This window comes from Acinetobacter pecorum (assembly GCF_014837015.1).
GTDB lineage: Bacteria > Pseudomonadota > Gammaproteobacteria > Pseudomonadales > Moraxellaceae > Acinetobacter > Acinetobacter pecorum.
In genome coordinates this window covers 18,329-35,004 of the sequence record NZ_JACSPT010000016.1, presented here as the reverse complement: position 1 = coordinate 35,004, position 16,676 = coordinate 18,329, and the positions used below count along the sequence as shown (strand labels likewise).

The window sequence follows — 16,676 nt, the reverse complement described above, 5'->3', positions numbered from 1 at the left end:
AGCCTGCCATCGTGCAGGCTTTTTTATGCCCTCAATTTAGGAGTCGAGTCATGAGCTTGAATTGCCCCTTTTGTCATTCAACTGACATCATGATTGTTGAAGCAAACATACAACAAGTAAATTCAACATTATCAAATCTTGCATCACCCGCAGCATTAGGTGCTTTAGGCACAACCGTTGCGAAGTCTTTGAACTTGCCTCCCATCGTTGGAGGAATTGCAGGAACTGTACTCGGTGGTTTGTTTAATTCATTTACAGAGCAAAATACATCTCCAAAGCAAAGTTTGTGCTTCTGTCATAACTGCTACCAAAAGTTCCCCATTCAATATCTGAATTAAGAACAGATCCAATTTTTAACATTATTTTAAAAAGGAATAAAATTATGGCACATCAACTTGAACAAATGGCCTATATCGGTGATACCCCTTGGCATGGCCTGGGTAATCAACTGACACAGAATCAGCCGATTGAAATCTGGGCCCAGCAAGCAGGTATGGATTGGCGCATCGAATCCTCGAATGTCAGCTACATGGCACAGAATGAACGTGGGCAAAGCATCATCATGCCGTATGAAGAACAGCGGGTACTGTATCGTTCTGATACTCATGCACCCTTGTCTGTGGTCAGTCAGCGTTATCAGGAAGTTCAGCCGATGGAAATTCTGGAGTTCTATCGGGATCTGACCGAGCAATCCGGTTTTGAACTGGAAACCGCAGGTGTACTCAAGGGTGGTAAAAAGTTCTGGGCTTTAGCACGTACCGGACAAAGCACAGCACTCAAGGGCAAGGATGTCAGTAATGGCTATATCTTATTGGCAACTGCCTGCGACGGTACACTTGCGACTACAGCACAATTCACCAATATTCGGGTGGTATGCAATAACACCTTAGCGATTGCCTTACGTGGACAGAATAGCAGTACGGGTGTGGTGAAAGTGCCACACAGTACCAAGTTTGATGCTGACAAAGTTAAGCAGCAATTGGGTATCTCAGTCCGTGCCTGGGATGAGCATATGTATGAGATGAAACAGCTGACTCAACGTAAAGTCACTCAAGGAGAAGCAGCTGCCTATTTTGATGCAGTGTTCAACAATACCAGCATGAGTGTTGCCGATCAGGAGGAGAACATCATTCAGTTCTATCGCAATATCGCCACTGCAAATCCAGCCAAAGAAAAGCCTGAACCGAATGGACGCGCCATGACTAAAGTCATGGACATGTTTAATGGGCAAGGACGTGGTGCAGAACTCAGCTCAGCCAAAGATACCGCCTACGGTTTACTGTGCAGTATTACAGAGTTTGCCGATCATGAACGTCGTGCCATGAGTACCGATCATCGTCTGGACTCTGCTTGGTTTGGTGCAGGTGCTGCGTTAAAGCAGCGTGGACTAGAACAGGCGCTTGGCTTAGTGGTTTAAGTTTCATTTAAGCCAGTGCTATTACAATAATGGTCAAGGGTCATGCAGATGATTCTTCTCCAGTGAAACCCCCCTTTTGCCACATCTCCAGATGTGGCTTTTTTTATGCCGAAAATTTTTACAGACCTCACTATTTATAAGGATTAAAGCATGAATCAGATTGCACCGATAAATATCCCTCAACGAACTCATTTTCCAATTCCGAATGAGAGCAATCAATCAAATACAGTCGCTAAACGAACAACGACAGCCAAGCGTTTAGCCAATACTAAAAACATGGATTACCAGGAATGGCTGGAAGTACGTAAGCAAGGTATTGGCAGTAGTGATGCCGCAACCGCATGTGGGTTGAATCCCTATATGTCGATGTTGGAACTGTGGATGATCAAGACTGGTCGAACTCAGCAGAATGTTGATGATGACAGCTCAGGCGTTGCACCGCTGTATTGGGGCAAACAGCTAGAGCCATTGGTGGCTGAGTACTACAGTCTGCACACTAATAATAAAGTGAGACGAGTGAATGCCGTGCTTCAGCATCCCGATCCAGACAAAGCCTTTATGTTGGCAAATCTGGATTATGCGGTGGTGGGGAGTGATGACGTGCAGATCCTGGAGTGTAAAACAGCCGGAGAACATGGCGCTAAACTCTGGAGAGATGGTGTGCCTTTATACGTACTCTGTCAGGTGCAGCATCAACTTGCAGTCACAGGTAAACAGGCAGCGCATGTCTGTGTCCTGATCTGTGGGCATGAAACCAAGATCTTTAAAGTCAGCCGTTCTGAATCAGTGATTCAACACATTATTAAGGCAGAGGGTTATTTCTGGGAATGTGTGGAAACGGATACTCCGCCATCTGTAGATGCCAGTGAATCCGCAGCCAAAGCGATTCAGCAACTCTATCCAGCGCATATCCCACTAAGCGTTGAAGATCTCTCGCAAAATGAAAATGCCAACTTGATGTTCGATCAGCTCATCAAAATGAAGGAAGAGATTCAGCACAAGCAGGAACGCTTTGACCAGCTGAAGCATCACATCCAAATGCTGATGAAAGATGCTGAACGAGCCACCTTTGCTCATGGTTCTGTGGTGTGGAAGAAAGCCAAGGACTCAATCAGTCTGAATACCAAAGCATTGCTTCAGCATCAGCCTGAACTCATTGAGCTTTATCCACTTCAGAAGCAAGGCAGTCGTCGATTCAACATCTATACCGACTAAGTCTGTTTCAGCCCATTCAAATAGCGATGCACAAAAAACGTTCTCCGCCCTCCATTCGCTAGGAATAGAGGGCAATACGGTCGCGGCTTTTGTAGCGAGCTATATACATATTTATTGAATCAGGTGATCTACATAAAGCTGGATGATCTGTAAAAAAATCAAATTGAGGAAAATAGAATGATTAAAGGTTTAGCGATTACACCACCAGCTCTAGGGCGTATTAGTATTGGTCGGGTAGTAGAAAAGAATGGAAAACGCCTACCTGAAAAAGATGATCAGTTCACCATTACTTCCCAGATCCAAAGCAAGGAGAGTGGCTGGGTAAAACATCCACTGGATGAACAGCTTCGAGCCAATACTCCCAATCAAAAGCTACGCTCAATTCCTGTCAGAATGATCTTCAATGATCCTGACTTAAACCTACGTGCAGAATACAGCTTATTTGACCGCCAGACTGGACGGCCAGTCTGTGTCGGCAATGGAGAAACCTGCCAGCGTTTAACCAATCAAGGGGTAGAGCAACATCCATGCCCATCACCTGATTTATGTCCTCTGGCACAAGGCGGCAACTGTAAGCCCTATGGTCGTTTACATGTGAATTTGGATGATTCGGATGAATTTGGCACCTTCATCTTTAGAACCACCGGCTTTAACAGTATTCGGACTTTGGCAGCACGATTGAGTTATTACCATGCAGCTTCAGGAGGCTTATTATCTTGCTTGCCTTTGCAACTGACTTTAAGAGGCAAAAGCACCACACAAAGCTATCGTCAGCCGGTGTATTACGTGGATCTGACTTTACGGGAGGGCATTAGTCTGAATGATGCGATTACCCAAGCTAAGCAGATTGATGAACAGAGTAAGCAGGCCGGATTCTATCAAGAAGCTGTAGATCATATTGCCAGACGAGGTTTTGCCAATGCACGGTTTGAAACGGATATAGAGGAAGGCTTAGATGTGCTGGAAGAATACTATCCTGAACAAGAACAGAACCGGGCGGTGGAGCAACAAGCTTCGCCTGAAGAGTTTGTACAGGATATTCAGCAGGGGTTACAGCAAAGTGTAAGAGCTGTGAATTAAGCGAGAGGAGAGAAGATAGCTAACGTTAAATTTTACAGACCAGCTCTATTATTTGAGCGAATAGCCGCTCGCATCAATGATTAGGAGCTAGCCTCATGAATGCGTTTATCGGTCAAACATTTCAAATGAATCAACTCATCAGCATTAAGCAGGTCGTAGAATTTGTCGGTGTGGGGCGTTCTACCATCTACGAGATGATGGATGAGGACTCCCCCTACTATGATCCAACTTTTCCAAAGAAAGTTAAAATTACTCAAAATCGTATCGGCTGGTCAGCTTATGAGATCCATCAATGGATTGAAAGTAAGTTGGCGAGTCGAGAATAAGGGATGCTCTTAGCTCCCTTATTTTTTTATTTTCTTGTAGACTGAAAATGTCTTTTAGCCTAAGTGTCCGCAATGAAAACAATAGACTACTACAATAAACATGCAGAAGAATTCACAGCTTCAACGTTTGAAGTTGATATGGAAAGCCTATATCAGCCATTTTTAGCTGAGTTGCCCGAAGGTGCTCGGATTCTTGACGTCGGTTGTGGCTCAGGACGAGATACTCTGGCTTTTAAAAACAAAGGCTATCAGGTCGATGCAATAGACTATTCAGAAGAACTTGTTAAAAAGGCAACGGAGCTGACGGGCATTCAAGTCAAGTATCAAAGCTTTTATGAGCTGAGTGAAGTGGCTGTTTATGATGGGATTTGGGCATGTGCCTCATTATTGCACTGTCAGCGTCATCGATTAGCTGAAGTACTGCAAAGGTTGCTTCGAGCATTAAAGCCAGGTGGCGTGATCTATATGTCATTTAAATATGGGGATTCAGACCGAGAGAAAGGTGGTCGAGAGTTTACCGATTTGAATGAATGCCAAGCGGAAGAGTTACTCGAAAAATTTTCTCATGTCAGTTTGATTCATCAGTGGATCATGGTTGATAAAAGACCTGAGCGAGAAGAGCAGTGGTTAAACCTGCTTTGGAAGAAAAATGATTAGTTCCATTCCCACGGCACAAGAACAGCTTAAGTTTCTTAAAAATGTTCAGCTTATTCTACAGTCAGGTAGTTTTAGCAGTACTTATAAATTTGCGCTACTGATTAGTCTCAGTCGATTAGCTATCGAAAAGGGACAAGATTCAGGAGAAGGCCTAGCACTTGAATATACAGAGATTGCTGAAAAGTTTATTGAGTTGTATTGGAAACAGGCTGTGCCATATACTTTCAATGACGAAGGGCAACTGATCTTAAATCAAAATAATGGTAAGCAAGCAGCAATCGTCAATCAAATTATTGAGCTAAGACAGATTTATTCATCTCTTGGATTATTGAGGCGAAATTCCGTTGTTTGGTCCAAGTTGGTTAAAGATGTGGCTCGTACCGTAAAAGAGATGCCGGTACGTTATCTGCAAAACATCAATGGGCAAAATTTCGAGTTTTTATATCAATTTGAGCAATCTAAGCAACAGCTGACTTTACTACCCCAAGCCATGTTTTGTTTACGCCAGTTTAGCGAGATTATTGAAGAGCTATGTCAAAAGCGATGGATTGATTACATTCGAAAAAACAGTAGTAATGCACCCATCTTAAATAAACTCCCAAACCTTGAACAGTTTATGTTTGAGCCAACTCGAAATCAATTGAATGCTGTGGCAAATATCTTGGTCGAATTGCAAGAATGTAAATGCTTCTACTGTAATAAGGTAATGAAAAAAGGCAATTATGCAGTCGATCATTTTATTCCTTGGTCAATATACCCATCTGATACAGGGCATAACTTTGTGTTAGCAGATTCAAGTTGTAATTCTAAGAAAAGTAATTTGCTTGCATCAAATGAGTTCCTGCATAAGTGGCAAGAACGGAATGAAGAACATAATTTGATTATTGTGGATCAGATATCTGTACTAGGTTTTTTGACGGATAAAGAGAGGTCGCATAAGGTGGCGGAATGGGCTTATGAGCAGGGCAAAGCGAACAATTATTTAATGTGGAATGGATAATTTATCAAGGTGTGATTTTTTTTATTGCTGATGGTTGATAGACTGCATCTCATATTGAATTTATTTAAATTGTATTATCATGAACGCAGTTGAAATTGAAGCAGCCGTATCCGAGCTCGCAGCAAAACCTTTTGATGCTCAAGAGTTTGCTTTTGATTTTTTAAGAGCATTTGGTAATAAAGAAACAACAATAAAAAAACTTCGAGCAGGTCAAAGCAACTCATCAGATATTCAAAATGGTGTATTGCAGCGTAACCATATTCATATTGCCGTATGCGACCAAGACAAAGTATCTGAAGTCTTCAAGAGTTTACGAGAAAGTAAGGCAACAGAGAAAGCAAAAGCCAAGTTCATTCTTGCTACTGATGGTTTGAATTTACAAGCTGAAGACCTGATCTCTGGTGAGACTATTAGTTCAGCATTCCATGCTTTTGCAGAACATTTTGGTTTTTTCTTACCTCTGGCTGGTATTGCTACTATTCGAGAGATTAAAGATAACCCGATTGATGTACGTGCAACAGGCCGATTAAATAAGCTTTATATTGAGCTTTTAAAAGAGAATCCCGATTGGGCAACTGAAGAACGTCGCCAAGACATGAATCATTTCATGGCACGTTTAATTTTTTGTTTCTTTGCAGAAGATACAGAAATATTTCAGCCAGGTGGTATCTTCACGCAAACAATTGAGCAAATGTCAGAGCGTGATTCAAGTAATACCCATGAAGTCATCAGCACTCTGTTTCATGCAATGAATGTAGATCATTCAGCGCGTGATACTACTAAATTACCTGTATGGGCGAAAAAATTCCCGTATGTAAATGGCGGTTTATTCTCTGGTAGTACTGAGGTTCCTAAATTTTCGAAGATTGCCCGTACTTATTTACTACATGCTGGTGAGTTGAATTGGCAAAAGATTAATCCCGATATTTTTGGTTCAATGATTCAGGCTGTTACCAATGATGACGAGCGTGGTTCTTTGGGCATGCATTACACCAGTGTGCCAAACATCTTAAAGGTTTTAAATCCTTTATTTTTAGATGATTTAAATGAACAATTAGAAGCATCAAAGGAAAGTCCTTTAAAACTGCTCAATTTACGTAAACGTATTGCACGTATTCGTGTTTTTGACCCTGCATGTGGCTCGGGAAATTTCCTTGTTATTGCGTATAAAGAGCTACGTAAAATTGAGGCTCAAATTAATGAGCTTCGCAATGAAGGTGGACGTGCGACTGATATTCCATTAACGAATTTCCGTGGTATTGAGATCAATAGCTTTCCAGCTGAGATTGCTCGTTTAGCATTGGTGATTGCTGAGTATCAGTCGAATGTTCAGTACTGTGGTCAGATTGAAGCTTTACAAACAGTATTGCCACTTTCTAAAGACAACTGGATTATTTGTGATAATGCTTTGAGAGTTGATTGGTTAGGAATTTGCTCACCAGAGAACAATAATATTAAAGTTGTGGGTGATGATCTTTTTTCTACACCATTAGATCAACCTGAATTTAATTTTGATTCTGAGGCAACTGAAACTTATATTTGCGGTAATCCTCCATACATTGGACGAAAATACCAAACTGATGAGCAGAAACAAGATTTAGACAAGGTATCGAAAGGGAGAGTTAAGGATATTCTTTCTCTAGATTATGTATCTGGCTGGTTTATGAAAGCTCGAGACTATTTAAATCATGTAGAAGCTAGTTCAGCATTTGTGACAACAAATTCAATTTGCCAAGGAATACAAGTATCCGCTCTCTGGTCGTTTATATTACAAGATAACGTAAAAATAGATTTTTGTTATACATCTTTTAAATGGGCAAATTTAGCAAGTCATAATGCTGGGGTTACTGTATCAATAATTGGGTTAACAAGTAAGAAAAATAGCAAACGAAATAGAATTTATGATTTGGATGGTAATGATGAGCTTATTATCAGAGAGGTGGATTTCATTAATGGCTATCTTGTAGCAGGGCCAAATATTTTTGTGCAACCCAAGTCATTTGTACCAGATGATAGAGCTCCAATGCAATTTGGCAATCACCCTTATTATGCAAATGCACTCATGCTGACCAATCAAGAAGCTAATGAAATAGCTAACAAAAATGATTCGATTAAAAGTTTTTTACGTCCATTAGTTGGTTCTAAAGAGTTAATTAACGGGAGTCCTCGTAAATGTATTTGGATTACTGATGAGAATTTGAGTGCAGCTTTAACAATAGATTTAATTGCGAGTAGAATCAATCAAGTAAAATTAGTCAGATTAGAAAAGACTAAAGATAAGCAAGCTCAAAAATTAGTTGAATTACCGTATAGGTTCAGGGATCAATATGAGGCAAAAGAGAACCTCCTCATAGTTCCGATTGTGAGTTCAGAAAATAGAGAATTTTTACCAGTTGATTTAAAAGGTAATGATTATATTGTACATAATAAAGCCTTTGCATTATATGATGCTCCATTATGGAATTTTGCCTTATTAGTTTCTAAAGTCCATCAGATTTGGATAGGAACAGTGTGTTCTAGATTAGAGATGCGGTTTTCCTACTCTAATACACTTGGTTGGAATACTTTTCCTATACCAAAACTCACCGAAAAAAATAAAGCTGATTTAACTCGGTGTGCTGAAAATATTCTATTAGCTCGTGAAGCGCATTTCCCTGCAACAATTGCGGATCTTTATGATCCAGAAAAAATGCCAGAGAACCTACGCCAAGCACATGAAGAAAATGATGCGGTACTAGAGCGTATCTATATAGGCCGTCGCTTTAAAAATGACACAGAACGCTTAGAAAAACTATTTTCAATGTATACAGAAATGACTTCAAAACAAGCTGGGAAGAAAAAAGCATGACAACTTCAGAAAATCCAACCAACCAACGAACTGTCCCTGCTGTTTCCATCAAAACAGCTTGTACAGGAGCCTCAAATAAAGCCAATGAACTAGGTATGCGTCCAATGCAGGAGCGCGCCTATGATAAACGTGGTGAACAATACCTACTAATTAAATCACCACCAGCGTCAGGTAAATCACGTGCATTGATGTTTGTTGCTTTGGATAAATTAGCCAATCAAGGGATTCAGCAAGCACTAATTGTGGTGCCTGAACGCTCTATTGGCAGTAGCTTTGCAGATGAGGAATTAACTAAGCATGGCTTCTGGGCAGATTGGAAAGTACAACCGCATTGGAATCTATGTAATGCACCCAATGCTGATGATGAAAAAGTTGCAAAGTCTAAAGTAAAAGCAGTCGGTGAATTCTTAGCGGGTGAAGACAAAGTATTAGTGTGTACACATGCAACCTTCCGCTTTGCTGTTGAAGAGCTTGGTGTAGAAGCATTTGATAATCGGCTGATTGCGATTGATGAATTCCACCATGTGAGTAGTAATCCAGATAATAAACTAGGCGCACAACTTAGTCAGTTTATGGAACGAGACAAAGCACACATTGTCGCAATGACAGGTTCATACTTCCGTGGGGATTCTGAAGCAGTTTTATCACCAACCGATGAAAATAAGTTCGAGACTGTGACTTATACTTATTACGAACAGCTTAATGGCTATACCTATTTAAAAGCATTAGATATCGGATATTTTTTCTATACAGGGAAATATACTGATGCTGTGATGAAAGTCTTAGATCCTTCGCTTAAGACCATTATTCATATTCCAAATGTAAATTCCCGTGAAAGTACTCAAATTGGTAAACATCTTGAAGTTGAACATATCATGGATGCAATGGGGACTTGGAAAGGGGTAGATGACGAAACAGGTTTCCATTTAATCGAAATCACAACAGAGATGGGTAATAAGCGCATTTTAAAAGTTGCTGACCTTGTTGATGATAGTGATGCAGCAAAACGCTCTAAAGTACTTTCAGCACTGAAAGATCCAAAACAACGATTTAACCGTGATCATGTCGATATCATCATTGCATTAGGTATGGCGAAAGAGGGCTTTGACTGGATTTGGTGTGAGCATGCCTTAACGATTGGTTACCGTAGTAGTTTAACTGAGATTGTACAAATTATTGGTCGTGCTACTCGAGATGCTGAAGGTAAACACCGTGCTAAATTTACCAATTTAATTGCTGAACCAGATGCTTCTGAAAAGCTGGTTGTGGAAGCAGTCAATGATATGCTGAAAGCCATTGCTGCCAGTTTGTTGATGGAGCAAGTATTAGCCCCTCGCTTTGAATTTACGCCTAAAGATCAGGGTGCCTTAGATGGCTTTGATTATGGTGAAGATGGCTATCAAAAAGGCAAAACGAATGTTGGTATTAATGGTAAGACAGGACAAGTCCATGTCGAGATTAATGGCTTAAAAAAACCAGAATCTGAAGAAGCCAATCGTATTTGTAAGGAAGATTTGAACGAAATCATTACGGCTTTTGTTCAAAATAAATCTGCTATTGAACGTGGCCTCTTTGACCAAGAAAATATCGTACCTGAAGAATTAACGCAGTTAGCACTGGGCAAAATTGTTCAGGAAAAATATCCGGAGTTAGAGCCTGAAGATCAAGAAGCTGTACGTCAACATGCCATTGCAGCATTTAACTTGATTCAGCAAGCGAAAAAAGAGCTTGAACAAGCTCAACAAACGCTCGGAGGCACAACGGCTGGTCCTAGTGGAACTGGAAATCCAGACGATAAACCTGAATCAAACATGGCGTTTATTCAGGGTGTAAAACGCTTTATGAATGTACGTGATTTGGATATTGATTTGATTGATCACATCAATCCATTCGAATCAGCGTATGCAGTACTTTCTAAGGCTATGGATGAAGCGATCTTAAGACAAGTTCAAGCACATATTTCAGCTAAGCGTATCAATTTTAGCCCTGAAGAAGCGAAAGAATTAGCAATCCGAGCTGTGAAGTTTAAAAAAGAGCGAGGTCGTTTGCCTGATATCAACTCTCAAGATGCATGGGAAAAACGTATGGCTGAAGGTGTTGCAGCCTTTGCTCGATTCAAGGCACAAGAAAAAGCAAAAGCTAGTTCTTAATCAGGAAAATGAGTGATGGAAAGACTGACAGATGATCAAATTCTAGATGAACTCGAAATTCAACTTGAGTTAAAATCCTCAAAGATCTTAACACCTTTACAGGAACGTGTGATTTCTGGATTTGAAGAAATTAATCACTTCTTTGAAACTCATCAGCGAGTTCCATCACATCATGCTGATGCAGATATTTTTGAAAAATTATGTGCATCTCGATTAGATAAAATCAAACAGAATTCTGATATGAAATCTGTTGTTTTATTTTTAGATAAATTCAATCTCTTAGGTTAAACAAGGTAAATTTATGGCTGATTTTTCTGATGACGAGTTATTGTCAGAGTTGGGAATTGATCTAGCACCAGTTAAATCAGTGACCTATACAGCTAAAGAAGAACGTTTAATCTCTGGCTTTGAAGAAATCATTCATTTCTATGAAGAGCATAAAAGAGTTCCATCAAACTCTATTGATACAGATATTTTTGAACGTATCTACGCTGTGAGATTAGGTCAGCTAAAGCAATCGGATGAAGCAAAGAAGCTTTTAGCAGCTTTTGATCATCTTAATTTATTATCTGACTCTGATAATGAAGAGGCCGATTTAGCTAGTTTAGAAGATGATGATTTGCTTGCTGAACTAGGGATTGAACTGGAAGATGAAGAAAATATTTTTGTCTTACAGAATGTAAGAACGCAAAAAGAACGTGAAGCTAATGAATTAACCGCTACAAGAAAAGTGTGTGAAGACTTTGAAATATTTAAAGAACTATTTGAGCAAATAGCTAAGGAGCTTGAGTTAGGACTTCGAATCACTAAGCCTTTTGGAAAAGATGCTAGTATTGAATTGCATGATTGGTTCATTCTAGATGGTCAAATAGTATATGTATCTGAAATAGGCGAATATTTTAAAGCTCCGAATGGTGAAAATGATGCTCGTCTAAGGGTGATTTATTCCAATGGAACGGAAAGTGATTTATTGATGCGTTCTCTTAAAAAGGCATTAAATAACGATAAAGCAAGTCGTCGAATTTTAGTTGCAAACAATGTAGGGCCTCTATTTTCTTCATTTAAGTCTAATGATCACTCAAATGAACTTGAGATAAAAAGTGGCACAATCTATATTTTACGTAGTTTGTCAGACAATCCCTTTATTAAGAAACACAAAGATATTATTCATAAAATTGGCGTGACTACGGGGAAAGTGAATAAGCGAATTACTGATGCTAAGAATGATGCAACTTATTTACTTGCGGATGTGGAGCTTGTTGCTGCCTATGGATTGCCTGAAAATGTAGTGCCTCATAAGCTAGAAAAGCTTATACATAAAGTTTTCCAGGCTGCTCAGCTAGATATCAGTATTGACGATAGATTTGGTATTCCCGTTCAACCTAAAGAATGGTTCTTAGTTCCAATTGATGTAATCAATGAGGTGATCGAACATATCAAAAATGGAACGATTGAAAACGTCATTTATGATCCAGAGCAATCTAAGCTAGTGGGTAATCAGTGATTTAAAATACAATAAAAGAGACCATGGCATTTGCCATGGTCTCTTTTATTTAATGGGTAAATTGGGGTAAATCATTTTTTAAAAAATAAACATAATTTAGATGTTTAAGTACTTAGTTAAACTGTCACCATCTCAGCAAAAAAAATCAAATAAGAAAAGTAGATATTCAAAGAATTAAATAATTTTTAAACTTTATGACATCTCCTGTCATTTTCATATCTTATCTTCGTCTTTCAATTGATTAGTTACCGCAGTCAAGCAAAATTAAAAGCAAATATTGAAAGGAAGCTCACATGAAAATATGCCCTAATCCATTTACTATTAAGCAAAAGATGAAAGCATTGAAGCGTATTTTTAGAGCGTTAATCCTTGGAAAGATAAAGTGGGATGAATTAAAAAAGGTTTATTCAGCAATGTTACACCTAGAACGTTATTTAGAAAAAATAAATAATATGGCAACTAAACTTGAATAATTTTTTTATGTGATTTGGTGTGATTTTTTGTATTATTAATGTGTTATATTTCAAGCATATCAAAACTTTAAAAGTTTGGTATATGTTTTAAATAATTAGAGAAAATTTATGCAACGTGATGATTCTATTCATGAGCGTTTAGCTGACCGACTAGCAAATATTTTAACAAAGTTAAATATGGGGTATCAGTTAAGTATAAAAGAACTGGCATTTGAGTTTGGGGTGAGTACACGTACTATTTCGAGAGATTTTGATCGCCTTAACACTTATTTGCCTTTGTTACAGGATAATGAAAGTAAAAGATTTTACCTAGATTCAAATTATTTGGGAAAAATTGCTCCAAAGGATATCCGTAATTTTGCACAGCTCTCAGGAATTAGTCATTTGTATCCCTCATTGGATATGTCTTTTCTGCGTGAGCTTTTAGATAGTCGAGCACATCAGATTTATAGTGCTAAGGGTTATTCTTTTGAAGATGCTAGTCAGTTTAAAGAACTATTCAAAGTTCTTGGAAAAGCAATTCAAGAGCAGCGACAAATTGGTTTTATATATAAAGGAGAACCTCGACTGGTTCAACCTTATCGCTTGATTCATCATCATGGTAGCTGGTATTTAGCAGCAGTTAGAAAAGATCAATTGCGGACTTATCGTATTTCACATATTCAACTTATGCACGCTACGCATGAATATCCTCAATTTATTCCAGATCAAAATATTGTAAAACTTGTGGAAGATGATGACAGCATCTGGTTTGGACAGGATAAACAGGAAATCATTTTATCTATTGATAGTCAGGTTGCTTTTTATTTTAAACAGAGATCAATACTACCCGAGCAGCAAATTGTAAGAGAGTTGGGGGATGGTGGGTTGTTGGTCTCCTCAAAAATTAATCATGATATGCAGCTGTTGCCTCTAATCCGGTTTTGGATTCCACATCTTAAAATTGTAAATCCAGGAAGATTACAAAATGAGATGGAAAAGGGATTGAAGGAATATATAAGCACTAATTGATTTTAAAACATATAGATATAAAAAATGTGTAAAGAACTTTAATAAGAGGAATATATAAATGGTATTACCACTTGTACCGTTATTAATCGGTGTTGGAGCAGCAGCAGCAGGGGCTTATGGTGTTAAAAAAGGAACGGATGCTAAAGCTGGATTTGATACAGCTAAAAGAATTTTTCGTCAGGCTGAAAATAAATTAGATGAAGCTGATGAAACTCTTGAAGAAATGAGAGTGAGAACTAATGAGCGCTTAACTATTTTGGGGGCAACACGTATTGCCGTGATTGAGCAATGCTATATCCCTTTTAAGAAAGCTTTAGAGGGAATTAAAAATATTGAAATTAGTCAAATATCTGAATTACAAGGTGTTGATGTAGAAAGTAGGTTATTAGAGTTAGATAGACTATCTGTTTCATTACCTGAAATAGTGTCCGGAGTAGGTGCCGCAGGAGCAAGTGGGGCATTAACAGCTTTAGCTGCCTATGGCGGTACACAAATGTTGGCTGCTGCTTCAACTGGAACAGCGATTAGTACACTTAGTGGTGCAGCCGCAACAAATGCCACATTAGCGTGGTTAGGTGGTGGAAGTTTGGCTGCTGGTGGTTTTGGGATGGCAGGAGGGATGGCTGTTTTAGGGGGAGTTGTTGCTGGTCCAATTTTAGCGGTTGGAGGGGCAATGTTAGCTGCAAGTGCCGAAACAGCTGTGGATGATGCAAAAAGAAATTTAGCTAAAGCACATGCAATTTACAATGAAAAAATGATTGCAGCTAAAACAACACGTGCTATCGGCAATGCTGCTCATGCGATTGCAGGTTTAATTGAGCAATTGAGTGAAGTTGCAGATGAGTTAATCGCAGAGATAGAAACAATACGTAAATATAAAGATGATTATCAAACATTTACTCAAGCAGAGAAAGCAATATTCGCAAATGCTTTTTTGTGCATGGGGGGGATTTCTGCATTAGTTAAAGCTCCATTAATTAAAGAAAATGGTGCTTTGGATGTGGCAATTCGTGATGTGCGTGACCAAGCTAAAGACTTGGTTGATCGTTTAAATAGTATTTAAGGGGGAAATGACATGAGTCAGGATGCTTCAGCAGAGTTGCTAGAAATTGAAAATAAAATTTCTAAAATTGAAGTGCGTATTGAAAGAGTTGAGGATTTAATCCAAGAAAAGTGGGATGAGGAAAGTTCTGTTAAGAAAAAGATGTTTGAATCTTTTGATGATTTTAATGATAGACAAAATGCCATATATTTTAAAGCAGTAGAATTTGATCGTATAAAGTCACAAGAAATTCAAGATCTTAAACAGCAAATTTCTGACCTTGAAGTACGTAAAAAACAATTAAATGAGGAGCTGTTTGCAGGGTTAGATGCGTCGGATGACTTTTAGACTTTAATGCTATTACAGGACTTGATTATGATTTATCTTGAAGAGGTATTGCATAGCTTTGTTGATGATATATCAACAAAGCTAAATGTAGATTTATCTTGGACCTTGGAGCAACGCAGTGAAAAGTTGTTAGATGCTTCTTTACAATATCGAGATGAGCTACAAGGCATATTAACAACTAAATCAGGTGAGCATAATCAAAATCCCAATAGACAGGGAAACTTGTTTGAGGTTCGGGATGTTTTTATTAATAATTTAAATGAAGCTATTACTAACTCTGACAAAAAGTATGCAACAGCTGATTATCTTTATAACTTAAAAAAGCAAGGTGTAAAGCTTTCAGACTCGATTTTAAGCGCAGAAAATTATAATGATAGTGCGACAGATGTTGTAGCATTTGCTAAAGGTAAAATACTAAATGGTGAAAAGGCACAATATAAATCTATAAAAAACTTCACTCATTTAGCAGCAGAGAGATATTTAGAAAACACTGACAAATTGGTTGTACCTTTAGAAGATTTTGAAAAAGCTAAAGCATATTGGTTAGATCGTGCAGAATTGGGCGATGTAATTGCTCAAGCGGTATTAGAAAAGCTAGTAGCAGGACAAATTTCTAGACGTTCAGTTTCTTTACAGGGAACTTGGGCTGAGAGTGTGATTATAACTTTTTCTGATGAAGAAAAAGCTAAAGAGAATTTACAGAACTTAGCAGATTATTTTTTGATTGCTGAATCAGAACTTCATCAGAAGGGTCATTTCGTTACTCATGAAGTAATTCAACACACTAATATTAGTATAAAACAAGCGATTGCCTATATGGTTGGGCGTTGTGTCGCTGAAATTCGCCAAGCATGGAAAGATCAGAATATAGATTTTTCTGCACGATTTCAAAATGTGATCAATGACACTAAGCAAAAATTTAAAGAAATATTTGAAGAAGGCCTTTTGAAAAACCTATCAAAATCTGCAATTGATTATGTGGTTGGATTAATTTCAGGCTTTTATAAAAATATCTACCAAGCGATTCAGAAAGGGGGTAAGTATTTCAAAGTTGTTTGCGATGAAATATGGTTGTTTATTACAGGTGAGAATAAATCCTTATTCCAAACAATTTTGAATATTTCTAAAGCAATCGCTGCTTTAGCAGTAACTACTTTCATTGTGGGGTTATATCAATATTTAATTAGCATTGGTATTCCAGAAGTATTTTCTGTTGTGATTACTTCATTTGTTTCAGCTTTAGTAACTGTAACAATTTTCCGTTTAATTGAAAAAGCTGCACAGATTACGGGTTCTGTATTTTACACACGAGATGTTGCTCGAATCCGTCGTCAGGAAGTTGAACGGATTTGTGAAGAAGTATTGCCGCTTATTGAAGAAAAAGTTGCTCAGCTAGATAGTTTAATTGAGCAGGAAGATAAAGAACGGAAAGAAATTTTTAATAAGTCTTTTGTTCAGATCAAAGCATCTTTGAATTCTGTGGAAATAAATAAAATCGTTATCGCTTATCAAGAGTTATACCAATATTTGGGACATGAATTGCCATTTAAAAATGAAAATGAATTTGATGACTTTATGATGGGTAATAAGATTTTTGAACTTTAA

Annotated in this window: 16 protein-coding genes; all 16 read left to right on the top strand. The window is 38.2% G+C overall.

What is annotated here, in order from left to right; genetic code table 11:
* Positions 1 to 50: 50 nt before the first annotated feature.
* The 16 genes from H9629_RS11770 to H9629_RS11695 all read left to right on the top strand — a co-directional run bounded on the left by H9629_RS11770 (position 51) and on the right by H9629_RS11695 (position 16,676).
* Positions 51 to 338 carry a hypothetical protein gene (locus tag H9629_RS11770; RefSeq protein WP_188199434.1) on the top strand — a complete coding sequence of 96 codons (288 nt, stop codon included), beginning with the start codon at positions 51 to 53 and terminating at the stop codon, positions 336 to 338.
* A 44-nt stretch (positions 339 to 382) separates the two neighbouring features.
* On the top strand, positions 383 to 1,417 hold the full coding sequence (locus tag H9629_RS11765) for a DUF932 domain-containing protein (protein WP_191731145.1): 1,035 nt from the start codon (positions 383 to 385) through the stop codon (positions 1,415 to 1,417).
* A gap of 150 nt (positions 1,418 to 1,567) precedes the next feature.
* Entirely contained in the window at positions 1,568 to 2,632 is a 1,065-nt protein-coding gene (locus H9629_RS11760; RefSeq protein WP_191731144.1) for a YqaJ viral recombinase family nuclease, read from the top strand.
* Between the two features lie 177 nt (positions 2,633 to 2,809).
* Positions 2,810 to 3,712, top strand: coding sequence for a recombination directionality factor (locus H9629_RS11755; protein ID WP_071850204.1), 903 nt, complete (start codon positions 2,810 to 2,812; stop codon positions 3,710 to 3,712).
* Between the two features lie 95 nt (positions 3,713 to 3,807).
* The gene (locus H9629_RS11750) at positions 3,808 to 4,038 is read left to right on the top strand and encodes a helix-turn-helix transcriptional regulator (RefSeq protein ID WP_005096077.1); all 231 of its coding nucleotides are present in this window, start codon (positions 3,808 to 3,810) and stop codon (positions 4,036 to 4,038) included.
* 72 nt (positions 4,039 to 4,110) lie between these two features.
* Positions 4,111 to 4,695 (top strand): class I SAM-dependent methyltransferase, encoded by a 585-nt coding sequence (locus H9629_RS11745; protein WP_191731143.1) that lies wholly within the window; start codon positions 4,111 to 4,113, stop codon positions 4,693 to 4,695.
* On the top strand, positions 4,688 to 5,695 hold the full coding sequence (locus H9629_RS11740; RefSeq protein ID WP_191731142.1) for an HNH endonuclease: 1,008 nt from the start codon (positions 4,688 to 4,690) through the stop codon (positions 5,693 to 5,695). Before H9629_RS11745 ends, H9629_RS11740 begins: the two co-directional genes overlap by 8 nt.
* Positions 5,696 to 5,774: 79 nt before the next feature.
* Positions 5,775 to 8,543 carry a class I SAM-dependent DNA methyltransferase gene (locus tag H9629_RS11735; protein WP_191731141.1) on the top strand — a complete coding sequence of 923 codons (2,769 nt, stop codon included), beginning with the start codon at positions 5,775 to 5,777 and terminating at the stop codon, positions 8,541 to 8,543.
* Complete coding sequence (locus tag H9629_RS11730) at positions 8,540 to 10,693, top strand: DEAD/DEAH box helicase (RefSeq protein ID WP_191731140.1); 2,154 nt, start codon at positions 8,540 to 8,542, stop codon at positions 10,691 to 10,693. Before H9629_RS11735 ends, H9629_RS11730 begins: the two co-directional genes overlap by 4 nt.
* A 15-nt stretch (positions 10,694 to 10,708) precedes the next feature.
* Positions 10,709 to 10,981: a hypothetical protein gene (locus H9629_RS11725; RefSeq protein WP_005027423.1), complete on the top strand. Its 273-nt coding sequence runs from the start codon at positions 10,709 to 10,711 to the stop codon at positions 10,979 to 10,981.
* 13 nt (positions 10,982 to 10,994) lie between these two features.
* Entirely contained in the window at positions 10,995 to 12,197 is a 1,203-nt protein-coding gene (locus H9629_RS11720) for a GIY-YIG nuclease family protein (RefSeq protein WP_127801797.1), read from the top strand.
* A 293-nt stretch (positions 12,198 to 12,490) separates the two neighbouring features.
* On the top strand, positions 12,491 to 12,670 hold the full coding sequence (locus tag H9629_RS11715; protein WP_191731139.1) for a hypothetical protein: 180 nt from the start codon (positions 12,491 to 12,493) through the stop codon (positions 12,668 to 12,670).
* Positions 12,671 to 12,778: 108 nt separating this feature from the next.
* Complete coding sequence (locus H9629_RS11710) at positions 12,779 to 13,681, top strand: helix-turn-helix transcriptional regulator (protein ID WP_191731138.1); 903 nt, start codon at positions 12,779 to 12,781, stop codon at positions 13,679 to 13,681.
* Positions 13,682 to 13,739: 58 nt separating this feature from the next.
* A complete protein-coding gene (locus H9629_RS11705) occupies positions 13,740 to 14,744 on the top strand; it encodes a hypothetical protein (protein WP_191731137.1) in 1,005 nt (334 codons plus the stop codon).
* Between the two features lie 12 nt (positions 14,745 to 14,756).
* Positions 14,757 to 15,071, top strand: a complete 315-nt coding sequence (locus H9629_RS11700; RefSeq protein ID WP_191731136.1) for a hypothetical protein — start codon at positions 14,757 to 14,759, stop codon at positions 15,069 to 15,071.
* 27 nt (positions 15,072 to 15,098) lie between these two features.
* A complete protein-coding gene (locus tag H9629_RS11695; protein WP_191731135.1) occupies positions 15,099 to 16,676 on the top strand; it encodes a hypothetical protein in 1,578 nt (525 codons plus the stop codon).

Coding starts and splice junctions, on each gene's coding strand:
- H9629_RS11735 (WP_191731141.1), top strand. CDS start 5,775: ATGAACGCAGTTGAAATTGAAGCAGCCGTATCCGAGCTCGCAGCAAAA.
- H9629_RS11710 (WP_191731138.1), top strand. CDS start 12,779: ATGCAACGTGATGATTCTATTCATGAGCGTTTAGCTGACCGACTAGCA.
- H9629_RS11760 (WP_191731144.1), top strand. CDS start 1,568: ATGAATCAGATTGCACCGATAAATATCCCTCAACGAACTCATTTTCCA.
- H9629_RS11720 (WP_127801797.1), top strand. CDS start 10,995: ATGGCTGATTTTTCTGATGACGAGTTATTGTCAGAGTTGGGAATTGAT.
- H9629_RS11725 (WP_005027423.1), top strand. CDS start 10,709: ATGGAAAGACTGACAGATGATCAAATTCTAGATGAACTCGAAATTCAA.
- H9629_RS11740 (WP_191731142.1), top strand. CDS start 4,688: ATGATTAGTTCCATTCCCACGGCACAAGAACAGCTTAAGTTTCTTAAA.
- H9629_RS11695 (WP_191731135.1), top strand. CDS start 15,099: ATGATTTATCTTGAAGAGGTATTGCATAGCTTTGTTGATGATATATCA.
- H9629_RS11770 (WP_188199434.1), top strand. CDS start 51: ATGAGCTTGAATTGCCCCTTTTGTCATTCAACTGACATCATGATTGTT.
- H9629_RS11705 (WP_191731137.1), top strand. CDS start 13,740: ATGGTATTACCACTTGTACCGTTATTAATCGGTGTTGGAGCAGCAGCA.
- H9629_RS11755 (WP_071850204.1), top strand. CDS start 2,810: ATGATTAAAGGTTTAGCGATTACACCACCAGCTCTAGGGCGTATTAGT.
- H9629_RS11750 (WP_005096077.1), top strand. CDS start 3,808: ATGAATGCGTTTATCGGTCAAACATTTCAAATGAATCAACTCATCAGC.
- H9629_RS11765 (WP_191731145.1), top strand. CDS start 383: ATGGCACATCAACTTGAACAAATGGCCTATATCGGTGATACCCCTTGG.
- H9629_RS11715 (WP_191731139.1), top strand. CDS start 12,491: ATGAAAATATGCCCTAATCCATTTACTATTAAGCAAAAGATGAAAGCA.
- H9629_RS11745 (WP_191731143.1), top strand. CDS start 4,111: ATGAAAACAATAGACTACTACAATAAACATGCAGAAGAATTCACAGCT.
- H9629_RS11730 (WP_191731140.1), top strand. CDS start 8,540: ATGACAACTTCAGAAAATCCAACCAACCAACGAACTGTCCCTGCTGTT.
- H9629_RS11700 (WP_191731136.1), top strand. CDS start 14,757: ATGAGTCAGGATGCTTCAGCAGAGTTGCTAGAAATTGAAAATAAAATT.